The organism is Brachybacterium sp. YJGR34, assembly GCF_003347015.1.
Lineage (GTDB): Bacteria > Actinomycetota > Actinomycetes > Actinomycetales > Dermabacteraceae > Brachybacterium.
The window spans coordinates 147,410-169,967 of sequence record NZ_PNFB01000006.1 but is presented as its reverse complement, the minus strand read 5'-3'; the positions used below and the strand labels follow the sequence as shown (position 1 = coordinate 169,967).

Sequence of the window (22,558 nt, the reverse complement as noted above, 5' to 3'; positions counted from 1 at the left end):
ATGAAAAAATCCTGGCAAACAACAAACAACCAGCATATAACTGCTGTATCATCCGTTAAAATTTGCCATCAAAATAAATGGCATCAACAAACAGACACGCTATTGAGATATCAAGCAACACGCGCACATCATCCTCAGCTCGCTGCTGCGAGGTGAGTCAGAGGCTCGGTGGCGCCGGCGGAAGATTCCCTCCGATGCCTTCTGCATCGTCGTCCCGGCGCGAGTCACTACTCTAGCAGTTCTTCGCGGCCCGGTCCAACTCCGCTCGGTGTGTCCTGCGTCTCGGTCGGTTCGCGGTGCGATCCTCCCGGTGACCAGGTCACCGCCGCCGTCCCGGTCTCCCGGTCCTGCGGGCCCTCAGCGCATCCTCAGTCACTCGGTGCCTCGTGATTCCCGGGGGAACCTCTCGGCCTCTCGTGTCTGCGTCCTCGCTGCTGACAAGAAAGAACATTACGGGTCGCGACGGGGGCCGTCAAACCCGTCGATTCACGCCCCGTTCACCGTCACGATGCATCATCATCGCAGGTCAGATGGCATTTCCATACCTCCGGAAAGCGCTCGTTCACGCCGATGTGACCCACGTCTGAGAGGGGGGTCACCGCGACTTATCGTCAGCTTGACAGTTGCTGTTCGCGGGGCATAGCGGCGGGGCCGCGGAGCTGTTCCGGGCCTCCGGAAGCTCCGGGGACGCCGAGAGCCCCGAGCACTCCGGGGAGGAGTGCTCGGGGCTCTCGGGGCGACGGGCCGGCGGCGATCCCGGCCGGCCCGTGGCCGTCAATTGCGAGGGCGCCGACGGGATCCGTCGGCGCCCTCGTGCGTCTCAGCCGACCAGTCGGACCATCGCGGCGTTCTTCCGTCCTCGGCGGAGCAGGACGTACCCGCCGGGCAGAGCGGTCAGGTCGCCGATCTCGCCCGTGAGGTCCTCCGCGGAGCACTTCTCTCCGTTGACCGTGAGACCACCGCTGTCGGCATCGCGCCGTGCGGCTCCCTTGGACTGTGCGATCCCGGTCTCGACGTAGGCGTCCACCAGGGGCGTCGTCGGGGAGACCTCGGCACCGGGGAGCTCGCGGGCGATCGCGCGGAGCGTCGGCTCGTCGAGGTCGCGCACGTCCCCGCGGCCGAAGAGCACCGCCGCGGCGGCCGTGGCCTGCGCGGTGGCCCGCTCGCCGTGGACCATCGTGGTGAGGTCGTCGGCGAGGGCCCGCTGGGCGGCGCGCCGGTGGGGAGCGTCCTCCGTCGCGACGGCGAGCTCCTCGATGTCCTCCTGCCCGCGGAAGGTGAAGTACTTCAGGTAGTTCACGACGTCCGCGTCGGCAGCATTGAGCCAGAACTGGTGGAAGGCATAGGGGCTGGTCAGCTCGGCGTCGAGCCAGACGGCGCCGCCCTCGCTCTTGCCGAACTTGCTGCCGTCGGCCTTGGTGACCAGCGGAGTGGTCAGCGCATGGACGTCCCGGCCCTCCACCTTGTGGATCAGGTCCACCCCGGAGAGCAGGTTGCCCCACTGGTCGTTCCCTCCGTACTGGAGGGAGACCCCGTGCCGCCGATGGAGCTCGAGGTAGTCGATCCCCTGCAGCACCTGGTAGCTGAACTCCGTGTAGCTGATGCCCTCGTCGCTCTGGAGGCGCCGGGCCACGGTGTCCTTGGCCAGCATGGTGCCCATCCGGTAGTGCTTGCCCATGTCCCGCAGGAAGTCGAGCGCGCTCATCTGCCCGATCCAGTCGAGGTTGTTCACCATGGTCACGGCGAACTCCCCCTCGAGATCGAGGAAGCGCGAGATCTGACCGCGCAGGCTCTCCACCCATGTCGCGACGATCTCTCCGTCGTTGAGCACCCGTTCCCCGGACATGCGGGGGTCGCCGATCAGCCCGGTCGCCCCGCCCACGAGGGCGTAGGGGTGGTGGCCGGCGAGCTGGAGGCGGCGCATGGTGAGCACCTGGGTCAGGTGCCCCACGTGCAGGGAGGCCGCGGTCGGATCGAAGCCGCAATACAGGCTGAGCGGTCCGTCCGCCAGAGCGCTGCCGAGCGCCTCGCGCCCGGTGGTCTGCACGACGAGTCCTCGCCAGGCGAGCTCGTCCAGGACGGAATGCATCGATCGTCTCCTCTCGGGTGGGGCACGGAGCGCCGGGGATCCGGCGCGTGCCAGGAGGCCGACGGTTCGCCGGCCAGGTCTCATCATCCCAGATCCCGCTCCCGTCCCGCGGAGGGGACCAGGGCGCACGGGGCACGGCGGGACGAGCCGCGCACGGCACGACGGCCCGGGGCGCCCCGGGCCGTCGGCCGCTCAGGTGGAGCGGGTGAAGGCGCGCAGCGAGGCGGCGGCCTCCGCGGCCGCATCCTCCTGCTCCGCGACGCGCACCGGGGCGGTCCCGCCCTTGGCATCGCGCGAGGCGATGGAGCCCTCGACCGAGAGCACCGTGCGGACGGAGGGGTCCAGATGCTCGGAGATCGACGCCAGCTCCTCGTCGGTGAGGTCCCACAGCTCCTTGTCCTGCTCCTCGGCCACCTTCACGCAGGCTCCGGAGATCTCATGGGCGCTGCGGAAGGGCACGCCGCGGCGCACGAGGTGATCGGCGATGTCGGTGGCCAGGGAGAAGCCCTGCGGGGCGAGCTCGGCCATCCGCGCGGTGTGGAAGGTCAGCGTCGCCATCATGCCGGTGAAGGCCGGGAGCACCAGCTCCAGGGAGTCCACCTGGTCGAAGACCGGCTCCTTGTCCTCCTGGAGGTCGCGGTTGTAGGCGAGCGGGAGGGCCTTGAGGGTGGTCAGCAGCCCCACCAGGTCGCCCACGATCCGACCGGCCTTGCCGCGCGCGAGCTCGGCGATGTCCGGGTTCTTCTTCTGCGGCATGATCGAGGAGCCGGTGGAGAAGGAATCGTCCAGGGTGATGAACGAGAACTCCTTGGTGTTCCACAGGATGACCTCCTCCGCGAGGCGGGAGAGGTCGATGCCGATCATCGCCAGCACGAAGGAGAACTCCGCCGTGATGTCCCGCGAGGCGGTGCCGTCGATCGAGTTCCACACCGAGTCGGTGAACCCGAGCTCGGCGGCGACGGCCTGCGGGTCCAGGCCCAGGCTCGAGCCGGCGAGCGCCCCGGACCCGTAGGGCGAGTGCGCCGCCCGGGAGTCCAGGTCGCGCAGCCGCTCCACGTCCCGCAGCAGCGGCCAGGCGTGGGCCAGCAGGTGATGGCTCAGCAGCAGCGGCTGGGCGTGCTGGAGATGGGTGCGGCCGGGCATCGGCGCGCCGTGGACCTCGCGGGCCCGTGCCACCAGCACGTCCACCAGGTCCAGCACCTGCCCGCCGAGGGCGCGGGCGCTGTCGCGCACGAACAGCCGGATCAGCGTGGCGATCTGGTCGTTGCGGGAGCGCCCGGCGCGCAGCTTGCCGCCGAGCTCGGCGCCGGCCCGCTCGATGAGTCCCCGCTCGAGGGCGGTGTGCACGTCCTCGTCGTCCGGTGCGGCGACGAACGCGCCGGAGGCGACATCGGCCGCCAGCGCGTCGAGCGCCTCCTGCATGCGCCCGAGCTCCTCCTCGCTCAGCAGGCCTGCGGTGCGCAGCACGTTCGCATGGGCCTTGGAGCCGCGCAGGTCGTACTGCGCCAGGCGCCAGTCGAAATGCGTGGAGACCGAGAGGGCCGCCAGCGCGGCGGCGGGACCGGTGCCGAAGCGGCCGCCCCACAGCGCGGCGCTCTCCTGGGCGGCCGAGGCGTCGGGACCCGGCGCGGCGTCCGCGCTCATGCGGACGCCCCGTCGTCGCTCGTGAGGTCCTCGCCGTTGCCGAAGGCGACGTCGCGGGCCGCGGCCTGCTTGGCGGCCAGGCCGTAGATGTCGATGAAGCCGCGGGCGCTGGCCTGGTCGAAGGTGTCGCCCTCGTCGTAGGTGGCGAGGTTGAAGTCGTACAGCCCGGTCTCGGAGCGGCGACCCGTCACGGTGGCGCGGCCGCCGTGGAGGGTCATGCGGATCTCGCCGTTGACGTAGTGCTGGGTGTCCTCGATGAAGGCGTCCAGGGACTTCTTCAGCGGGGAGAACCACTGGCCGTCGTAGACCATCTCGGTCCAACGGTCGCCCACGGTGCGCTTGAAGCGGGCCTGCTCGCGCTCGAGGGTGACCCGCTCGAGCTCCTGGTGCGCGGTGATCAGGGCCATCGCGCCGGGCGCCTCGTAGACCTCCCGGGACTTGATGCCCACCAGGCGGTCCTCGACGATGTCGATGCGGCCGATGCCCTGGGCGCCGGCGCGGCGGTTCATCTCCTGGATGGCCTCGAGCGGCGTGACCGTCCGGCCGTCGATCGCGACCGGGACGCCGCGCTCGAAGGTGATGACGACCTCGTCCGGGACCGGCGGGAAGGCCGGGTCGTCGGTGTAGCTGAAGATGTCCTTGGTGGGCTCGTTCCAGATGTCCTCGAGGAAGCCGGTCTCGATGGCGCGGCCCCACACGTTCTGGTCGATCGAGAACGGGTTGTGCTTGGTGGTCTCGATCGGCAGGCCCTTCTCCTCGGCGTACTGGATCGCCTTGTCGCGGGTCAGGGCGAGGTCGCGGACCGGGGCGATGCACTTCAGCTCCGGGGCCAGCGAGGTGATCGAGACCTCGAAGCGGACCTGGTCGTTGCCCTTGCCCGTGCAGCCGTGGGCGACCGTGCTGGCGCCGAACTTCTTGGCGGCCTTGACCAGGTGCTTGGTGATGACGGGGCGCGAGATCGCCGAGACGTTCGGGTAGGCGTCCATGTACAGGGAGTTCGCCTTGAGCGCCGCCATGCAGTACTCCTCGGCGAACTCGTCGCGGGCGTCGGCGACGTAGGCCTCGACGGCGCCACAGTCCAGGGCGCGCTGGCGGATGACCTCGAGGTCCTCCCCGCCCTGGCCGACGTCGACCGCGCAGGCGATGACGTCGGCGCCGGTGGCGTCGTGGATCCAGCCGATGGCCACGGAGGTGTCGAGGCCGCCGGAGTAGGCGAGGACGATGCGTTCGGTCACGATGGGGCTCCTAGAGGGATGGGTCGATGGGGTTCAGGGTCGTTCGCCGGCGAGGCGGTCGTCGGGGCCGGGGTCGCTGCCGACGGCGTCGGGCTCCGCGGTCTCCCGCCGGCCCTCGGCGAGATCCAGCAGGCGCTCGGCGAGCCGGTCGCCCCCGGCGGGGTCGCGGGAGACCAGCAGCACGGTGTCGTCCCCCGCGATCGTACCGAGGACGTCCGGCATCACCGAGCGGTCCAGGGCGGAGGCGAGATACTGCGCACCCCCGGGCGGGGTCCGCACCACCACCAGGTTGCCGCTGGCCTCTGCGGAGACCAGCAGGCCCTCGGCGAGGCGGGGCAGGCGCGCCTCGAGCAGCTCGTTCTCGGGCGTGGTCGCCGGGCGCGGCGTGCCGCCCTCCGGCGGGAGTCGGTACACGAGGCCGCCGGCGGAGCCGCGCACCTTCTCCGCCTGCAGCTCGACCAGGTCCCGGGACAGCGTGGCCTGGGTGACCTCGGTGCCCTCGGCGGTCAGCAGCTGGGCGAGCTGCGACTGGGAGGAGACCTCCTGCTGGGTCAGCAGCTGCACGATCCGCTGCTGACGGGAGGTCTTGGTCTGGGCGAGCGGCCGCCGCGCGTCGGTCATCGGTGTGCGGCCACCGGTCGGGCGTGGGCGGCCGTGGAGCCGTCCGGGTGCTCGAGCAGCCAGGTGAGCAGGGCCTTCTGCGCGTGCAGGCGGTTCTCCGCCTCGTCCCACACCCGGGAGGCGGGGCCGTCGATGACCTCGGCGGTGACTTCCTTGCCGCGATAGGCGGGCAGGCAGTGCAGGAACATCCCGCCGGAGAGCTCCATCAGCTCGGCGGTGACCTGGAAGGGGGCGAAGGTCTCCTCGCCGCGTCCGCCCTCGCCCTCCTGCCCCATCGACACCCAGGTGTCGGTGAGCACCGCTGTGGCGCCGTCGGCCGCGGCCCGGGGGTCGTCGGTGATCGTGACCGCTCCCCCGGTGCTCGCGGCGATCTCCTCGGCCCGGGCCACGATCTGCGGGTCGGGCCGGTGCGAGGCGGGCGAGGCGATGCGCACGTCCATGCCGGCGGTGACGCCGCCCAGCAGGTAGGAGTGGGCCATGTTGTTCGCGCCGTCGCCGAGGTAGGCCAGCGAGCGGCCCGCGAGGGCGGCATCCCCCGTGGACAGTCCCCCGCTGTGCTGGGCGATGGTCTGGAGGTCCGCGAGGATCTGGCACGGGTGGAACTCGTCGGTCAGGGCGTTGACGACGGGGACGGTCGCGTGGGCTGCCATCTCCTCGATCCTCTCCTGGCCGAAGGTGCGCCACACGATCGCCGAGACCATCCGGGTGAGGACCTCGGTGGTGTCCGCGACGGACTCCCCGCGGCCCAGCTGGCTGCTGCCCGCGTCCATGACCAGCGGGCTGCCGCCGAGCTCGGCGATGCCGGTCGCGAAGGAGATGCGGGTGCGGGTGGAGGACTTGTCGAACAGGACGGCGACGGTGCGCGGCCCCTCGAGCGGACGCTTCGCGAAGCGGTCCTCGGCGAGCTCGAGGGCGAGGGCGAGGACCTCCTTCTGCTCGGCGGGGCTCAGGTCGTCGTCGCGCAGGAAGTGACGGGGCATCTCAGTTCTCTCCTTCGGCCGCAGCGGCCTCGAGCAGGGCGGGGAGGGCATCACGGAAGGTGCCCAGGTCCTGCTCGGTGATGATCAGGGGCGGCGCGAGCCGCAGGGTGCGCTCGTCCGGTGCGTTGAGGATGAACCCCTCCTCGAGGGCCGCGGCGACGACCTGCTTCGCGATCGGCGCGCGGAGGCCGATGCCGAGCAGGAGCCCACGGCCGCGCACCTCCTCGATGCGGTCATCGCCCAGGGCGAGGACGTCCCGGGCGAAGCGGTCGCCGACGGAGCGCACGTGCTCGAGCAGGGCGTCCTCGCGGATCGTGCCGAGCACGGCGAGCCCTGCGGCGGCGGCGAGCGGGTTGCCGCCGAAGGTGGTGCCGTGCTGGCCGGGCTGGAGCAGGTCGTGCACCGCGGGCCCGTAGCTGATGACGGCGCCCAGGGGGAACCCGCCGCCCAGACCCTTGGCCAGCGTCATGACGTCCGGCTGGAGGCCGGGCACCGCCTGGTGGGCGAACCAGTCCCCGGTGCGGCCCACCCCGGTCTGGACCTCGTCGAGCACCAGCAGGGTGCCGTGCTCGCGGGTCAGGCGGCGCAGGGCCAGCAGGTAGTCCTCGCCAAGGGGGCGCACGCCGGCCTCGCCCTGGATCGGCTCGGCGAAGACGGCGGCCACGTCCCCGGGCGCGAGCGCCGCCTCGAGGGCGGGGACGTCGCCCACCTCGAGGAACTCGACGCCGCCCGGGAGCGGCTCGAAGGGGGCCCGGTAGGCCTCCTTCGAGGTGAGGGCGAGCGCGCCCATCGTGCGGCCGTGGAAGGAGTTGCGGAGCGCGAGGATGCGGGGGCGCCCGGTGCGGCGGGCGATCTTGAAGGCCGCCTCGTTGGCCTCGGTGCCGGAGTTGGCGAAGAAGACGCCCGATCCCTCGGGCGCGCGGGCGAGGTCCAGCAGCTTCTCGGCCAGCTCGATCTGAGGCGCCGAGGCGAAGAAGTTCGAGACGTGCCCCAGGGTCTCCGCCTGCTTCGTGACGGCGGAGAGCAGCGCCGGATGGGCGTGGCCGAGCGCGTTGACCGCGATGCCGGCGAGCAGGTCGAGGTACTCCTTCCCGTCGGTGTCCCAGACCCGGGTGCCCTCGCCGCGGGCGAGGACCCGCTGCGGCGTCCCGAAGACGGGCAGCAGGGCGTCGCGGTAGCGGTCCTCGAGACCGGTGGTGCTCTGCGCGTCCTGCGCGGACCGTGCGTCGTGCTCAGACATAGTCGTCCCTCCGAACCATCGTGCCCACGCCGCGCGTGGTGAAGACCTCCAGCAGCACCGCGTGCTCGATGCGCCCGTCGATCATGGCGGCGGTGCGCACGCCCGCGTCGACCGCTCCCAGCAGCGCCTCGGCCTTGGGAATCATCCCCGCGGTGAGGGAGGGCAGCATCGCGCGCAGCTCGCTCGCGGAGATCTCGGGGATCAGGGAGCTGCGATCGGGCCAGTCCCGGTACAGGCCCTCGACATCGGTGAGCATCACCAGCTTCTCCGCGTCCAGACCCTCGGCGAGAGCCGCCGCGGCGAGGTCCGCATTGATGTTCAGCACCTCCCCGGTGGGGACGCCCTGCTCGTCGACCTCCGGGGCGATCGAGGAGATCACCGGGATCCGCTCGCTGTCCAGGAGATCGCTGATGGCGTCGATGTTCACCGAGGCGACCGCGCCCACGTGTCCGAGGTCCACCTCCTCGCCGTCCACCACGGTGCCGCGGCGGGTCGCGGTGAACAGCCGGGTGTCCTCTCCGGACATGCCGATCGCGAAGGGGCCGTGCTGGTTGATCAGGCCCACCAGCTGCCGGCCGACCTGGCCCACCAGCACCATCCGGGCGATGTCCATGGTCTCGGAGTCCGTCACCCGCAGGCCGCCGCGGAAGGTGGACTCCTTGCCGAGCCGCTCGAGCATCGTGTTGATCTGCGGACCGCCGCCGTGGACCACGACCACGCGGATGCCCGCCAGGCGCATGAAGACGATGTCGGCGGCGAAGCCGCGGCGCAGCTCGTCGTCGACCATGGCGTTACCGCCGTACTTGACCACGACGATCTTCCCGCGGAAGCGCTGCATCCAGGGCATCGCCTCGACGAGCACCTCGGACTTCTCGCGCGCCTCGGTGCGCGCGGCGTCGAGCTGGGCGAGCGGGTTCTTGCCGACCATCGCCTCGGTGGGTTCAGGTGTCATGAGGAGTAGGCGCTGTTCTCTTCGACGTAGTCATGGGTGAGGTCGTTGGTCCAGATGTCCCCGGTGGCATCGCCCGCGCCGAGGTCCACCTCGATGAGGGTCTCGCGCGGGGTCATGTCCACCTCGGAGCGGTCGCGGTGGGCGCCGCCGCCGCGGCACACCTCCACGCCGTTGACGCGGACCGAGAGCTGATCGACCTCGAAGGGCGCGCGATCGGCGCTGACGCAGCCGGCCGCCGCCACGATCCGGCCCCAGTTGGGATCGTTGCCGAAGATCGCGGCCTTGACCAGGTTCGAGCGGGCGATCTCGCGGGCGACGGCGAGTGCGGCGTCCTCGGTGGTGGCCGAGGTGACGACCACGTGCACGTCGTGGCTGGCACCCTCGGCATCGGCCACCAGCTGGCGGGCAAGATCCGCGCTGACGGCCCGCACCGCCTCGGTGAGCTCCTCGAGGCCCACGCTCACGCCGCTCGCGCCGGAGGCCAGCAGGATCACCGTGTCGTTGGTGGACATGCAGGCGTCGGAGTCGACCCGGTCGAAGGTGGTGGCGGTGGCCGCGCGCAGGGCCGTGTCGGCGGTGGCCGCGTCGACGTCGGCATCGGTGGTGAGGACCACCAGCATGGTCGCCAGCTGCGGGGCGAGCATCCCGGCGCCCTTGGCGATCCCGCCGACGGTCACGCCCGACGCCGTGGTGGCCTCGGCGGTCTTCGGCACGGAATCGGTGGTCATGATCGCGCGGGAGGCGGCCTCGTCCGCGGCGGCGCCCGCGTCGAGCTGCCCCGTGGCGGCGGTGACACCGGCCAGCAGCGGCTCCATCGGCAGGCGCTCGCCGATCAGCCCGGTCGAGCAGACCAGCACGTCCTGGCTCGAGACCTCGAGCAGCGCGGCGAGGTGCTCGGCGGTGCGGTGGGTGTCCGCGAAGCCGTCCGGTCCGGTGCACGCGTTGGCGCCGCCGGAGTTGAGCACCACGGCCCGGGCGCGCCCGTCGGCGACCGCGGTGCGCGACCAGACCACCGGGGCGGCCTGGACGCGGTTGGCCGTGAACACGGCGGCGGCGGCGTCCCGCGGCCCATCGTTGAGGACCAGCGCGAGATCGTGCTGGCCGCTGCTCTTGATGCCGGCGGCGAGGCCGGCGGCGCGGAAGCCGCGGGGGCGGGTGATCGACACAGGGGGCTCCTGAGGGTCGGGAGGGATGAGGGAGGTGAGCCGACGGGATACGGGGTCCCCGCGAGGATCAGGGGGCGAGCGCGGTCCGGGTGAGTCCGGTGGACTCCGTGAGGCCGAGGGCGAGGTTGAGCGACTGGATCGCCGCCCCGGCCGTGCCCTTGACGAGGTTGTCGATCGCTGCGACCACGGTCGCCTGTCCGCTGCGGCGATCCACCGCGGCCCCGATCCGGATCGTGTTCGCACCGGCCACCTCGCCGGTGGCGGGGAAGGTGCCCTCGGGCAGCACGGCGACGAAGTGCTCGCCGGCGTAGTCGCCCTGGAGCGCGCCCAGCAGGTCCGCGGTGGTGGTGCCGTCCGGGACCGGCGCATTGCACACCGCGAGGATGCCGCGGCTCATCGGCACCAGCACCGGGGTGAAGGTCAGGCGGAGGTCGTCCTGCCCACCGGCGCGGCGGAGGTTCTGCAGCACCTCGGGGACGTGGCGATGGGTGCCCCCCACGGCGTACGGGGAGGCGGTGCCGGCGGCCTCGGCCAGCAGGAGGTGCTGCTTCGGGGAGCGGCCCGCCCCGGAGTAGCCCACCGGCAGCACCGCGCTGAGCCGGCTGCCGTCCACGAGTCCCGCGCGGACCAGCGGCGCGAGGGCGAGCGTGACGGCCGTGGCGTTGCAGCCGGGCACCGCGATCTCGCGCGCGCCGACGAGGTGCTCGCGCTGGCGGGTGCCGTCCGCGAGCGGCAGCTCGGGCATGCCGTAGGTCCAGGTGCCCGCATGCTCGGTGCGGTAGTAGTCGGCCCAGTCCACGGCGCTCTCGAGCCGGTGGTCCGCGCCGAGGTCGAGCACGAGCACCTCGGGGTCATCGGCCCGCAGGGCGGCGGCGATCCGCCCGGACTCGCCGTGCGGGAGCGCGAGGACCACCACGTCATGGCCGCGCAGGCTCTCCACCGTGGTCTCCTGCAGCACCGGATCGTGCCCGAGATCGATGTGCGGGGCCACCTCGCTGAGCCGCCGGCCCGCGCTCGAGTGCGCGGCGACGGTCGCGACCTCGACGCCGGGGTGCCCCGACAGCAGCCGCAGCGTCTCCCCGCCGGCGTAGCCGGAGGCGCCGACCACGGCGACGCGGGGACGGCGGCCGGCGGCTCCGCTCGTCGGGTCGGTGGAGCTGCTGGGGGAAGGCATGGACGACATGTCGGAAGTATATACAGAGGAATGCATGAACAGCCAAATGTGGCGACTCACGGGCCGGGGACGCCGCGAGGGCCCGGTCCGCGGACCGGGCCCTCGCCCTCGGAGCTGCCGGGATCAGGCGCGCAGCTCGCCGCCCACGGCCGCAGCGACCGCGGCGATGCACCGCGAGCGGGCCTCCCCGATCTGCTCCGCGGACAGGGTGCCCTCGGTGGAGCGGAGCCGGACGGAGAAGGCCAGCGACTTCTTCCCCGCACCGATCTGCTCCCCGGTGAAGACGTCGAAGAGGTGGACCTTCTCGGCGAGGTCGCCGATGCCCACGACGATCGCCGCCTCGACGGCGCTCGCCGGGACGGACTCCGCGACGACGAAGGCGAAGTCCTCCTTGGCCGGCGGGTAGGTGGGCACGGGGGCGGCGCGCACCACGGCCGGGGCCGCCGCGATGAGCGCGGCGAGGTCCAGCTCGAGCGCGCTGGTGCGCGCCGGAAGCGAGAACGCCGAGATCACCGACGGGTGGAGCTCTCCGGCATGCCCCACCACCTGCTCCTCGCCCTCGGCGGTGCGCACGCGCAGCTCGCCGGCGCGGCCGGGGTGGAAGGGGGCGTGCTCGACCTGGCGCACCTCGAGCACCGCGCCGACGGCGGCGGCTGCCCGGCGCGCGAGCTCGAGGGCATCGGCCCATCCCCAGGCCTCGGGCTCGCCCTGCCAGGATCCGGGGCCCGAGGCGCCGCCGATCACGGCCGCGAGCGTGCGGGTCTGCTCCGGCAGCGCCGCGAGGATCTCCTCGAGCTCGGCCGCGGTGGGACGCTGTGCGGCCGCGGGGACGGGCGCGCGGTCCCCGGTGGTGCGCGCGGTCGCGGTGGTGCCCACCTGGAAGATCGCCGTCGCGTCCTCGCCGCGGCCCAGGTTGCGCCGGGCCACCGGCAGCAGCGTCTGCAGCAGCGAGGTGCGCAGCAGCGGCTCGTCCTCGGCCAGCGGGTTCAGCAGGCGCACGGCGCGTCGGCGCACGTCCTCGGTCCCGTAGCGCAGCGTCTCGAAGACGCCCTCGCCGACGAACGGGTAGGAGGCGACCTCCGTCAGGCCGGCCTCGACGAGCGCCCGGCGCGCGCTGCGGCGGGCCTGCTGGGCGCGGGTGAGGCCGCGTCCGCCGGGGGCCGTGGGCAGCACCGAGGGGATCGCCTCGTAGCCGACCAGCCGGGCGATCTCCTCGATCAGGTCCTCGCGGAGGGTGAGGTCGGGCCGCCAGCTCGGCGGGGTGACGACCAGGGCGTCCTCGGTCCCCGTCTCGACGGTGCAGCCGATCGCCGCGAGGCTGTCGCGCACCTGCTCGGCGGTGTAGGCGATCCCTACCACGCGCTCGGCGTCCCCGAGCGGCAGGGTGATCGGCGCCGGCGCGGAGACGCCGCCCTCGTCGGTCCACGACGCGGCGATCTCGCCGCCGCCGAGGGCGACGATCAGCTGGGCGGCGCGGTGCGCCGCCACCGCCGGCAGCAGCGGGTCGACACCGCGCTCGAAGCGCTTGGAGGCCTCGGAGGGCAGGCGGTGGCGTCGCGCAGTGCGGGCCACGCCGACGTCCTGGAAGGTCGCGGCCTCGAGCACGATGCTGGTGGTGTCCGCGGAGACCTCGGTGGACTCCCCGCCCATGACGCCCGCGAGACCGAGCACGCGCGCCCCCTCGCCGCCGGCGCTGTCGGTGATCAGCAGATCCTCCGGATCGAGCGCGCGGGTGACGTCGTCGAGGGTCGTGAGCTTCTCGCCCGCGCGGGCACGGCGCACCACGATCGGGGCGACCAGCTTCTGGGCGTCGTAGGCGTGCAGCGGCTGCCCGAGGTCCAGCATCACGTAGTTGGTGACGTCGACGATCAGGGAGATCGGCCGCATGCCGGCCTGGTTCAGCCGGCGCGCCATCCAGCGGGGAGTGCGGGCGCTCGGATCCACGCCGTGCACCTCGAGGGCGACGAAGCGCGAGCAGCCCGGGGTCTCGCGCAGCGGGCTCTCGTCCTGCAGGCGGACCTCGATGCCGGGGCCGGTGGCCGCGGGGACCGCGACCGCGGCGGCCGGATCGGTGTAGGCAGCTCCGGTGGCGTGGGAGTACTCGCGGGCCACGCCGCGCATCGCGAAGCAGTAGCCGCGGTCCGGGGTCACGTTGATCTCGACCGTCTCGTCGGCGAGGCCCAGCAGGGCGATCGCGTCGTCCCCGGGCTCCGCGGTCAGACCCTCGGCATGCCCGCGGCCCAGCACGATGATGCCGTCCTCGCCGCTGGGGTCCTCGCCCAGGCCCAGCTCGTCGCCGGAGCAGATCATGCCGTCGGAGGTGTGGCCGTAGGTCCTCCGGGCGGCGATCGCGAAGTCCCCGGGCAGCACGGTGCCGGGCAGGGAGACGACCACCAGGTCGCCCTCGACGAAGTTGTGCGCGCCGCAGATGATGCCGCGGCTGGGGCGCTCCGCGCCGGGCTGGGGGTCCTTCGGGTCGTCGGCGTCCTCGTTGTGCTCGGGGCCCACGTCCACGCGCACCCAGTTGATCGTCTTGCCGTTCTTCTGCGGCTCCTTGACGAGGTCGAGGACGCGGCCGACGACCAGCGGGCCCGTCACCTGGGCCCCGAAGATCGCCTCCTCCTCGAGGCCGATCCGCGAGAGGTCGGTGGCGACCTGCTGGGCGCTCGTGCCGGCGGGCAGCTCGACGTGCTCGGCGAGCCAGGTCAGGGGAATGCGTGGCATCTCAGATCTCCGTCCCGTAGTGCTGGGAGAAGCGGACATCGCCCTCCACCATGTCGCGCATGTCCGCCACCGAGTTGCGGAGCATCAGGATGCGCTCGATCCCGAGGCCGAAGGCGAAGCCCTGGTACTCCTCGGGGTCCACCCCGGCCGCGCGCAGCACGTTCGGATGGACCATGCCGCAGCCGCCCATCTCGATCCAGCCGGTGCCCCCGCAGACCCGGCAGGCCGGATCGGCGTCGTGGTCCAGGCCCAGCCGGGCGTCGCAGCGGAAGCAGCGGAAGTCCATCTCCGCGCTGGGCTCGGTGAAGGGGAAGTGATTGGGGCGCAGGCGGGTGATCGGCGCACCGCCGAAGAGGTGCGCGGCGAGGGCGTCGAGGGTGCCCACGAGGTGCGCCATGGTCAGACCCTTGTCGATCGCGAGTCCCTCGACCTGGTGGAACACCGGGGAGTGGGTCGCGTCGATCTCGTCGGCCCGGAAGACGGTGCCCGGGCAGGCCACGTACAGCGGAGCGCCGCGCTCGAGCATCGCGCGGATCTGGACGGGGGAGGTCTGGGTGCGCAGCAGCATCCCGGAGCCCTCCGGCGCGACGTACAGCGTGTCCTGGAGCGAGCGGGAGGGGTGCTCCGGATCGGCGTTGAGCGCGTCGAAGTTCATCCACTCCGACTCGATCTCCGGCCCCTCGGCGATCTCCCAGCCGATGCCGACGAAGAAGTCCTCGATCCGGTCCTGCAGCGTGGTCAGCGGGTGCGCCGCGCCGCGCGGCCGGCGGTCCGTGGGGAGGGTGACGTCGACGGTCTCCGCGGCGAGCGCGGCCTCCTCCTCGGCGGCGGCGAGCACCTGCTGGCGCGCGGCCAGCTCCTTCTGGACGCGACCCTTGCCCTGCCCCACGAGCTTGCCCGCGGCGGCCTTCTGGTCCTTGGGGAGGTCCTTGATGGCACGATTCGCCCGCGACAGCAGCGCGGCATCGCCCGTGTGGGCGATGCGGACGGCCTTGAGGTCCGCGGTGGTCGTGGCGGCCGCGATCGCGGCGAGCGCGGCATCGACGGCGGCGCCGATGGACGCCTCGTCGATGACCGGGGCGTCGGGGGTCGAGGGTGACTCGGACACAGGGTTCGCTTTCGTCCGGTGGGCAGGGGGATGCGCTCGCCGGGGCGCGGGCACCGCGGACCATTCTAGGAGCCGCGGCGCAGGGCGTCGCATCGGTCCGCCGCGACGCTCCTCACCGATAGGCTCGTCCCGACATCGACGAGACCGAGGAGTTCTCCGTGACCTGGACCGTGAAGGGCGTCATCGCCCGTGCCGAGAAGCAGCCCGCCGAGCTCGTGGACATCGTGATCCCCGACCCCGGCCCCTACGACGTGGTCGTCGACATCGAGGCGACCGGCGTCTGCCACACCGACCTCGCCTACCGTGACGGCGGCATCAACGACGAGTTCCCCTTCCTGCTGGGGCACGAGTCCGCCGGTCGCGTCTCCGCCATCGGCGAGGGCGTGACCCACGTGGAGATCGGCGACTACGTGGTGCTGAACTGGCGCGCCGTGTGCGGTGAGTGCCGCGCCTGCCGCAAGGGCGTGCAGCAGTACTGCTTCGCCACGCACAACGCCTCGACGCCCATGACCCTCACCGACGGCACCGAGCTCACCGCGGCGCTGGGCATCGGCTCCTTCGCCGAGAAGACGCTGGTCCACCAGGGCCAGTGCACCAAGGTCTCCGAGGACGCCCCGGCGGAGGTCGCCGGGCTGCTGGGCTGCGGCGTGATGGCCGGCATCGGCGCCGCCATCAACACCGGCGCGGTGCAGCGCGGCGAGTCCCTCGCCGTCATCGGCCTGGGCGGCGTGGGCTGCGCGGCGATCGCGGGCGCGGCGCTGGCCGGGGCCACCACGATCATCGGACTGGATGTGGACGAGAAGAAGCTGGCGGCCGCCGAGGAGCTCGGCGCCACCCACACGGTGCACACGGCGGGTCTGTCCCCGCAGGAGGTGGCCGAGAGGGTGCAGGAGCTCACCGGTGGCCACGGCGCCGACGTGGTGGTCGACGCCGTCGGCATCCCGCAGACCTACGAGACCGCCTTCTACGCCCGCGACCTCGCCGGCCGCGTGGTGCTCGTCGGCGTCCCCCGTCCCGGGGTCGAGATCACGCTGCCGCTGCTGGACGTCTTCGGGCGGGGCGGGGCGCTGAAGTCCTCCTGGTACGGCGACTGCCTGCCCGAGCGCGACTTCCCGTATCTCGTCGACCTCTTCCTGCAGGGGCGGCTGCCCCTGGACCGCTTCGTCACCGGGCGGACCGACCTGGCGGGCGTCGACGCGGCGCTGGACTCCCTGCACGAGGGCCGGACCCTGCGCACCGTGGTGGAGGTGGCCCGATGACCGCCCGCCTCTCCCACGCCGTCACCTCCGGCACCTTCAGCCTCGACGGGGAGACCCATGAGGTGGACAACAACGTCTGGGTCCTCGGCGACGACGAGCAGTGCGTGGTGTTCGACGCCCCGCACGACGTGCAGACCGTGATCGACCTGGTCGGCGAGCGCGAGTGCGTGGGCATCCTGCTCACCCACGCGCACGACGACCACGTGCGGATGGCTCCCGAGCTCTCCGAGGCGCTGGAGGCGCCGATCCTGCTCAACCCCGCCGACCGCGAGGTCTGGGCGCTCACCCACGGCGAGCTGCCCTGGGACGACGACGTCGCCGACGGCGACATGTTCACCATCGCCGGCGTCGACCTCGAGGCCCTGCACACCCCCGGCCACTCCCCCGGCTCCACCTGCTACTACTCCGAGCAGCTGGGTGCCGTGATGACCGGGGACACCCTGTTCCAGGGCGGGCCCGGCGCCACCGGGCGCTCCTTCTCCTCGCGGGAGACCATCGAGGAGTCGGTCCGGGAGCGACTGTTCGCCCTCCCGGAGGACACCGTGGTCCACACCGGCCACGGGCCGGACACCACGATCGGCACGGAGAAGCGGGCCGCGCAGGGCGACTGGCTCTGAGCGCGTAGCTCCGTCTCACGGCGGCGGCGACCACCCTCCGGTGGTCGCCGCCGTCCGTCGTCGCGGCGCGGTCCGGGCCGCCCCCTCTCGTGGCGACCGCCCGGGGACCCGCCGCCCTGCGGGCCGCTCGACGACCCCGTGCCGGCACGGGCCCGGACGGTCAGGCCGTCCCCGGCCCGTTCGCCGGAGGCGCGGAGGTCGACGGCTCCTCGGCATCCTCCGCGGCATCGGCGGAACCCGACGGGGGCGAGGGGGTCTCCGTGTCGGCCGCGTCGGCCCCGACGGTGGACGTCCCCGCGCGCGCGTCGAGGCTCGCCAGGTAGGCGTTGTAGGCGGCGAGCTCCGCGCCGCCGTCCCGCGCCGCCTTGCGGTCGAACTGCCGGGCCCGACGGTCCTCGGACTTCATCCACTGCAGGGCGACGATCAGCGCGTAGCCCACCGTCGGGATCTCCGAGATCGCCCACATGATCGTCGCGCCCCGCAGCTGAATCAGCTCCAGCCGCTCCGGCGAGTACATCCCCAGGTCCAGGTACCAGTGCTCCGCGACGAGCCAGGTCGCGGAGGCCAGCGCGACGCCGAAGAACGCGTGGAAGGCGAGCGTGACCAGCAGCGTGATCAGCTTCAGGACCGGGTTGATGGGCCGCGGCGCGGGATCGATCCCGATCAGCACCCAGGCGAAGAGATAGCCCGAGGCCAGGAAGTGCACCGTCATCAGCACATGGCCGACGTGCGAGTACATCGCCGCCTCGAACAGCGGCGAGAAGTAGAACAGGACCAGCGATCCGGCGAAGATCGCGCCCGCGATCGGCGGCCAGGAGACCACCTGCGCGTAGCGGGAGTGCAGAGCGGCCAGGACCCATTCGCGGATCCCGCGGGAGCCGTCGGTCCGCGGCGCCGCCGCCCGGGAGAGCAGCGTCACCGGAGCACCCAGCACCCACAGCGGCGGCACGATCATCATCATCGCCATGTGCTGGACCATGTGCGCGTCGAAGCGGAACCGTCCCCAGGCGGCCGCTCCCCCGTTCATCACCCACGCGAAGGCCAGGCAGCCGGCGACGAAGGCGAGCACCCGGTGCCAGGGCCAGGCGTCCCCGCGCCGCCGCAGCCGCATCACACCCGCGAGATACGCCCCCGCCAGGGCCACCGCGAGCGCGAGCGCCGCCCAGTCCATCTGGACGACCGTGAACAGCGTCGAGGGGCCGAACTCCTGCGAGGGCGGCAGGTACCCGACGAGGGAGAGCGTGCGCAGGTCGCCGACGGCGGGCACCTCCTGCGGCACGGGCGGGGCGGAGCGCCCCAGCGCGATCGAGGCGCCGATCACCGCGGCCATCAGCAGGCCTTCGGTGGCGGCCAGATGGCGGAAGCGGATCCGGTCCCCGAGGCGCCGGCGCTGGAGCGCGCCCAGCACCGCGAGCCCGACGAGGCCGACCGCCTTGACCAGCACGACCCGACCGTAGCCCGTGGTCACCAGGTCCGAGATCGCCGAGAGGCGGATCGCGGCGCTCAGCACCCCGCTGAGGGCTAGGGTGATCACCGCGCCGAGCGCCCATGGGGAGAAGCGCCGGATCACCGTGGCGAGCACGGCGTCCTCCAGGTGCGGCGCGAGCAGTGCGATGGCGAGCAGCCCGCCGGCCCAGATCGAGATGCCGGCCAGGTGCAGGGCGATGCCGTCGACCGCGTTGACGTGGTCCAGGCTGGCGCCGGCGTGCCCGGACAGGCCCAGGCTCAGCACCCCCAGACCGGCGAGAGCGAGCCCCCAGCAGGCGAGCACGGTGGAACGGGCGAGGACGTAGGCGAGGGCGGACAGACCCGCGAGGATCGCGATGGCCAGCTGGATCCGGCCCAGGTCGCCGTCGAGCGCGATCGCCCAGACATCGACGTCGGCCCCGGCGCCGGCGGCCTCCAGGCCGCCCAGCGGGACCTGGGCGAGGGAGGCGACCGCCCACAGGGCGGCGCCCGCGGCGGCCAGGCGGACGGCGCGACGGCGCGGCGGGTCCAGCACGGTGACCTCGCGGCGCGAGGGCCCGGGCAGCAGCAGCACGGCCGTGCCGCCGGCACCGATCGCCAGCACCATCCCGAGGTGGTGGAGGGCGCGGACGACGGGCAGCCCCCAGGTCACCAGGGGGGAGGCTGGGACCAGTTCGGCGGGGGCGAGCGCACCGGTCGCGGCCATCCCCAGCCCTGCCGTGAGGATCGTGACGAGCAGCAGCAGCGGGATCGCGAGCGCGGTGAGGCGGGCGGTGCGGGAGGTGTCGTGGCCGGGGGCGACGGGAACGGCGGGGAGGGTCATGCGCCGGCTCGTCGGCGCCGGACGGTCTCGAAGAGGCAGACCGAGGCGGCGGTGTGCACGTTGAGCGACTCGGCATGGCCGAGCAGCGGGATCCGCACCCGCAGCGGCGCGGCGGAGAGCGTCTCGGCATCCAGGCCGCGGGCCTCGTTGCCCACGATCCAGGCCAGGCGCTCGGGAAGGGGTGTGTCGAACAGGTCCGTGGCGGCGTGACCGCTGGTCGCCGCCGCGGTGATCCCGGCGCCGCCGAGACCGTCGAGCAGGTCCTCGATCGCCGCGCCGGTGATGACGGGGAGATGGAAGAGGCTGCCGACGGCCGCCCGGACGGCCTTCGGCGAGAAGGGGTCGGCGCTGGTGCGGGTCAGCAGAACGAGGTCGGCGCCCGCGGCGTCCGCGGTGCGCACGAGGGTGCCGACGTTCCCGGGGTCACGGACCTCGTGCAGCACGACGACGGTCACGGGCGCCCCCGGCGGGAGCGCGGCGACGGCGGCCGAGGCGGCAGCGGGGTCCTCGGCGGGCAGAGCGCCCACGGCGAGGACGCCCTGCGGGGAGACCAGCGTGCCCCCGTCGCCGTCACTCGCGGCGGGCGCCTCGGCGTCTCGGGCTCCGTCGGCTCCGGAGGCTGCGTCGGCGCGGACCATCGCGCGCAGGATCTGCTCGTCGACCTCGCGCAGCGGGACCGCCGCCGCCCGGGCGAGCTCCTGCAGCTCGGGGTGCTCCGCGATGCCACGGGACGTGGCGAAGACCTCGCGCGCCAGGTCCGCGCGGTGAGCGAGCAGGGACCGGACGGCCTGGGGCCCCTCGACGCGGAAGCGTTCCTGCTTGCGACGCGACGAGCGCCCGGTCAGTGCCGCCACCCTGCGCACCCGCGCGGAGCGGGGAGAGGTGATCGGGGACTGATCCGGGCGCTCGGACATCGCTGTGATCGCGGTGCGATCAGGCCGCCGGGGCGTTGACGTCCTCGGGGAGGGCGTTCTTGGCGACCTCGACCAGGGCGGCGAACGCCGGGGCGTCGTTGACGGCCAGCTCGGCGAGCATGCGACGGTCGACCTCGACACCCGCGAGGCCGAGGCCCTGGATGAGACGGTTGTAGGTCAGGCCGTTGGCGCGGGACGCCGCGTTGATGCGCTGGATCCAGAGCTGACGGAAGTTGCCCTTGCGCTTCTTGCGGTCGCGGTAGTTGTAGGTCTGCGAGTGGAGCACCTGCTCCTTCGCCTTGCGGTACAGACGCGAGCGCTGACCGCGGTAGCCGCTGGCCTGCTCGAGAATTTCCCGACGCTTCTTGTGGGCGTTGACCGCCCTCTTCACGCGTGCCACGTGATACTCCTTCGATCGAATGTTCAGGGGCGCGGGAACAGGGTTCCCGCGGGGGCGATCAGCGGCCCAGCAGCTTCTTGACGCGCTTGACGTCGGACTTCGCGACCGTGGTGTCGCTGCCCAGGCGGCGCTTGCGCGTCGAGGACTTGTGCTCCAGCAGGTGGCGGGCGTTGGCCTTCTCGCGCATGAGCTTGCCCGAGCCGGTGACGCGGACGCGCTTCTTCATCCCCGAGTGGGTCTTGTTCTTCGGCATCTGCCAATTCTCCTTGTGACGTTTTCAGGACTCGGCGCCGGAGGAGGCCTCGGCCCCGGAGGAGGACTCATCGTCCTGCTTCCGGGCGGCGGCCTTCTCGGCGTCGGTCTTGCGCTTGCGGGCCTCGGCCATGGCCTGGGCCTTCTTCTTGTGCGGTCCGAAGACCATCACCATGTTGCGGCCGTCCTGCCGCGGGTGCGACTCGACGAACCCGTACTCCGAGACGTCCTCCGCCATACGACCGAGGAGGCGCACACCCATCTCGGGGCGCGACTGCTCACGCCCGCGGAAGCGGATGATGACCTTGACCTTGTCGCCGCCGGACAGGAACTTCTCAACGTTGCGGCGCTTGGTCTCGTAGTCGTGATTGTCGATCTTGAGGCCCATCCGGATTTCCTTCTGGACCGTGTTCGCCTGGTTCTTCCGCGACTCACGGGCCTTCAGGTTGGCTTCGTACTTGTACTTGCCGTAATCCATGAGACGGGCGACCGGCGGGTTCGCTCCGGGCGCGACCTCGACCAGGTCGAGATCGGCTTCCTGGGCGAGACGCAGAGCGTCCTCGACACGGACCTCACCGACCTGTTCGCCGTTGGGACCGACCAGAAGGACCTTGGGGACCCTGATCTGACCATTGATGCGCTGTTCGCTGATGTTGGCTCCTCACCTTGGTGTCCGGGGGAACACGACGAAAGGCCCCCGCAATCATGCGGAGGCCCCAAGGTGCAGGCGCGCAGCGCCGAGAGGCATTGCTGCCCGCTCCCCGGGCACGAGGGCCCGGCTGCGATACTGACCTGGCGACCGGTCGCCGCGAGATCGAGCTCACGAGCGGACTGCCACGAGGTGGGAAGGGACTCCACTTGAGGAACGTGTGACGAGGGTATTCGACCTGCTCCAGTCGTCTATCCTAGCAGGAGTGCGGCCGGAGTCCAGGTGATGTGCGTCGCGCCCGCGAGCAGCGATCAGCGAGGAGTTCTGGTGGAGACCGACCCCGACGCCCCCCGGGGACCCGACCGGGCGGACGACTCGCCGAACCCGCGCCCCGGGACGGCGCACGACTACACCTACGGCGAGGTGCCGGCCCAGGAGGCGGAGCCGACCGAGCAGGTGCCCGCCGAGGCCGTCGGGGACGCCTCCGATGCGGACGGTGACTCCTCCGCGGACCCGGCCACCGGGACCCGGCTCACCACTCCCCGCGCCGTCCTGCGCCCAGTTCCCGAGGGCTTCCCGACTCCGCCCCCGCGGCCGGCCCGCCCGAACCGCCGGCCCGCCCTCGCCCCCGAGGAGCATCCGGCGTCCCCTCCCCGTCGGCGCGGTCTCCTGATCGGCGGCCTCGTGCTGGTCGTCGCGCTCGTGCTGGTCGTCGCCGTCGGCGGCGGCGTCCTGGCCTACCGGGCTCTGATGGCCCCGCCGGAGGACTCCCCCGCACCCGTGAGCGCGGATCCGAGCACCGGCGAGGTGCAGATCGGGGACGTGACGGTACGTCAGGAGAGCCTCGAGCGGGGCGTGAGCTCCGTGGGCAGCGGCCCCTCGGCGCTCGAGCCCGAGGGCGAGTACGTCATCATCGGCCTCGAGATCGTCAACGACTCCGCGGCCAGCCTCAGCAGCTGGCCGGAGGCGGAGCTCGAGACCGCGGACGGCACGATGCACGCACCGGACGCCGCGGCGGGACGCGCGCACATCGCCGGGACCACGAGCTACGGCGTTGTGCCCACCGGCGAGGCGCAGAGCGTCCACCTGGTCTACGACGTCCCCATCGGCGCCGAGCCCACCGCCCTGCAGATCGACCTCACCAGCAGCGGCGGCGAGGCGGGGACCCTGCCCCTGGACGGATGACCCGTCCCGCGGCCGGCGCGACCGCGCCGTCCGCACCCACCCGGCTCGCCCTCCCTGCG

19 protein-coding genes are annotated in these 22,558 nt (G+C 72.6%); 3 read left to right on the top strand and 16 right to left on the bottom strand.

Annotation, left to right across the window (positions count from 1 at the left end; genetic code table 11):
* Positions 1–820 precede the first annotated feature (820 nt).
* From tyrS to pheS, 11 genes are all read right to left on the bottom strand, one after another.
* Positions 821–2,089: a tyrosine--tRNA ligase gene (gene tyrS, locus CXH06_RS08165; RefSeq protein ID WP_114854681.1), complete on the bottom strand. Its 1,269-nt coding sequence runs from the start codon at positions 2,087–2,089 to the stop codon at positions 821–823.
* A 192-nt stretch (positions 2,090–2,281) separates the two neighbouring features.
* Positions 2,282–3,733, bottom strand: coding sequence for an argininosuccinate lyase (argH, locus tag CXH06_RS08160; protein WP_114854680.1), 1,452 nt, complete (start codon positions 3,731–3,733; stop codon positions 2,282–2,284).
* On the bottom strand, positions 3,730–4,968 hold the full coding sequence (locus tag CXH06_RS08155; protein WP_114854679.1) for an argininosuccinate synthase: 1,239 nt from the start codon (positions 4,966–4,968) through the stop codon (positions 3,730–3,732). Before CXH06_RS08155 ends, argH begins: the two co-directional genes overlap by 4 nt.
* Before the next feature lie 33 nt (positions 4,969–5,001).
* Positions 5,002–5,589 carry an arginine repressor gene (locus CXH06_RS08150; protein WP_114854678.1) on the bottom strand — a complete coding sequence of 196 codons (588 nt, stop codon included), beginning with the start codon at positions 5,587–5,589 and terminating at the stop codon, positions 5,002–5,004.
* On the bottom strand, positions 5,586–6,569 hold the full coding sequence (gene argF, locus CXH06_RS08145; protein WP_114854677.1) for an ornithine carbamoyltransferase: 984 nt from the start codon (positions 6,567–6,569) through the stop codon (positions 5,586–5,588). Before argF ends, CXH06_RS08150 begins: the two co-directional genes overlap by 4 nt.
* Position 6,570: 1 nt before the next feature.
* Positions 6,571–7,809 (bottom strand): acetylornithine transaminase, encoded by a 1,239-nt coding sequence (locus CXH06_RS08140; protein ID WP_114854676.1) that lies wholly within the window; start codon positions 7,807–7,809, stop codon positions 6,571–6,573.
* Positions 7,802–8,761 (bottom strand): acetylglutamate kinase, encoded by a 960-nt coding sequence (gene argB, locus CXH06_RS08135; RefSeq protein ID WP_232820262.1) that lies wholly within the window; start codon positions 8,759–8,761, stop codon positions 7,802–7,804. The genes CXH06_RS08140 and argB overlap by 8 nt, the downstream gene beginning before the upstream one ends.
* Complete coding sequence (gene argJ / locus CXH06_RS08130; protein WP_114854674.1) at positions 8,758–9,927, bottom strand: bifunctional glutamate N-acetyltransferase/amino-acid acetyltransferase ArgJ; 1,170 nt, start codon at positions 9,925–9,927, stop codon at positions 8,758–8,760. The genes argB and argJ overlap by 4 nt, the downstream gene beginning before the upstream one ends.
* A gap of 67 nt (positions 9,928–9,994) precedes the next feature.
* Positions 9,995–11,101, bottom strand: a complete 1,107-nt coding sequence (gene argC, locus CXH06_RS08125; RefSeq protein WP_157975663.1) for an N-acetyl-gamma-glutamyl-phosphate reductase — start codon at positions 11,099–11,101, stop codon at positions 9,995–9,997.
* A 123-nt stretch (positions 11,102–11,224) separates the two neighbouring features.
* Positions 11,225–13,825 (bottom strand): phenylalanine--tRNA ligase subunit beta, encoded by a 2,601-nt coding sequence (pheT, locus tag CXH06_RS08120; RefSeq protein ID WP_114854672.1) that lies wholly within the window; start codon positions 13,823–13,825, stop codon positions 11,225–11,227.
* Between the two features lies 1 nt (position 13,826).
* Positions 13,827–14,933, bottom strand: coding sequence for a phenylalanine--tRNA ligase subunit alpha (gene pheS, locus CXH06_RS08115; RefSeq protein WP_114854671.1), 1,107 nt, complete (start codon positions 14,931–14,933; stop codon positions 13,827–13,829).
* A 158-nt stretch (positions 14,934–15,091) separates the two neighbouring features.
* On the opposite strand from pheS, the gene CXH06_RS08110 reads away from it, so the two are divergent.
* Positions 15,092–16,192 (top strand): S-(hydroxymethyl)mycothiol dehydrogenase, encoded by a 1,101-nt coding sequence (locus CXH06_RS08110; RefSeq protein WP_114854670.1) that lies wholly within the window; start codon positions 15,092–15,094, stop codon positions 16,190–16,192.
* A complete protein-coding gene (locus tag CXH06_RS08105; protein ID WP_114854669.1) occupies positions 16,189–16,809 on the top strand; it encodes an MBL fold metallo-hydrolase in 621 nt (206 codons plus the stop codon). Before CXH06_RS08110 ends, CXH06_RS08105 begins: the two co-directional genes overlap by 4 nt.
* A gap of 160 nt (positions 16,810–16,969) precedes the next feature.
* On the opposite strand, the gene CXH06_RS08100 is transcribed toward CXH06_RS08105, so the two are convergent.
* The 5 genes from CXH06_RS08100 to infC all read right to left on the bottom strand — a co-directional run bounded on the left by CXH06_RS08100 (position 16,970) and on the right by infC (position 21,269).
* On the bottom strand, positions 16,970–19,099 hold the full coding sequence (locus tag CXH06_RS08100; RefSeq protein WP_114854668.1) for a cytochrome c oxidase assembly protein: 2,130 nt from the start codon (positions 19,097–19,099) through the stop codon (positions 16,970–16,972).
* Positions 19,096–19,953, bottom strand: coding sequence for an RNA methyltransferase (locus tag CXH06_RS08095; RefSeq protein ID WP_232820261.1), 858 nt, complete (start codon positions 19,951–19,953; stop codon positions 19,096–19,098). The genes CXH06_RS08100 and CXH06_RS08095 overlap by 4 nt, the downstream gene beginning before the upstream one ends.
* 79 nt (positions 19,954–20,032) lie before the next feature.
* Complete coding sequence (gene rplT / locus CXH06_RS08090; protein ID WP_114854666.1) at positions 20,033–20,413, bottom strand: 50S ribosomal protein L20; 381 nt, start codon at positions 20,411–20,413, stop codon at positions 20,033–20,035.
* A 58-nt stretch (positions 20,414–20,471) separates the two neighbouring features.
* Positions 20,472–20,666: a 50S ribosomal protein L35 gene (gene rpmI / locus CXH06_RS08085; RefSeq protein ID WP_114854665.1), complete on the bottom strand. Its 195-nt coding sequence runs from the start codon at positions 20,664–20,666 to the stop codon at positions 20,472–20,474.
* 24 nt (positions 20,667–20,690) lie between these two features.
* Positions 20,691–21,269, bottom strand: coding sequence for a translation initiation factor IF-3 (gene infC / locus CXH06_RS08080; RefSeq protein ID WP_232820266.1), 579 nt, complete (start codon positions 21,267–21,269; stop codon positions 20,691–20,693).
* 372 nt (positions 21,270–21,641) lie between these two features.
* Here infC and CXH06_RS08075 point away from each other — a divergent pair, with 372 nt between their 5' ends.
* A complete protein-coding gene (locus CXH06_RS08075; RefSeq protein WP_114854663.1) occupies positions 21,642–22,499 on the top strand; it encodes a DUF4352 domain-containing protein in 858 nt (285 codons plus the stop codon).
* Positions 22,500–22,558 lie beyond the last annotated feature (59 nt).

Coding starts and splice junctions, on each gene's coding strand:
- tyrS (WP_114854681.1), bottom strand. CDS start 2,089: ATGCATTCCGTCCTGGACGAGCTCGCCTGGCGAGGACTCGTCGTGCAG.
- argH (WP_114854680.1), bottom strand. CDS start 3,733: ATGAGCGCGGACGCCGCGCCGGGTCCCGACGCCTCGGCCGCCCAGGAG.
- CXH06_RS08150 (WP_114854678.1), bottom strand. CDS start 5,589: ATGACCGACGCGCGGCGGCCGCTCGCCCAGACCAAGACCTCCCGTCAG.
- argF (WP_114854677.1), bottom strand. CDS start 6,569: ATGCCCCGTCACTTCCTGCGCGACGACGACCTGAGCCCCGCCGAGCAG.
- CXH06_RS08140 (WP_114854676.1), bottom strand. CDS start 7,809: ATGTCTGAGCACGACGCACGGTCCGCGCAGGACGCGCAGAGCACCACC.
- argB (WP_232820262.1), bottom strand. CDS start 8,761: ATGACACCTGAACCCACCGAGGCGATGGTCGGCAAGAACCCGCTCGCC.
- argC (WP_157975663.1), bottom strand. CDS start 11,101: ATGCCTTCCCCCAGCAGCTCCACCGACCCGACGAGCGGAGCCGCCGGC.
- pheT (WP_114854672.1), bottom strand. CDS start 13,825: ATGCCACGCATTCCCCTGACCTGGCTCGCCGAGCACGTCGAGCTGCCC.
- CXH06_RS08105 (WP_114854669.1), top strand. CDS start 16,189: ATGACCGCCCGCCTCTCCCACGCCGTCACCTCCGGCACCTTCAGCCTC.
- CXH06_RS08100 (WP_114854668.1), bottom strand. CDS start 19,099: ATGACCCTCCCCGCCGTTCCCGTCGCCCCCGGCCACGACACCTCCCGC.
- rpmI (WP_114854665.1), bottom strand. CDS start 20,666: ATGCCGAAGAACAAGACCCACTCGGGGATGAAGAAGCGCGTCCGCGTC.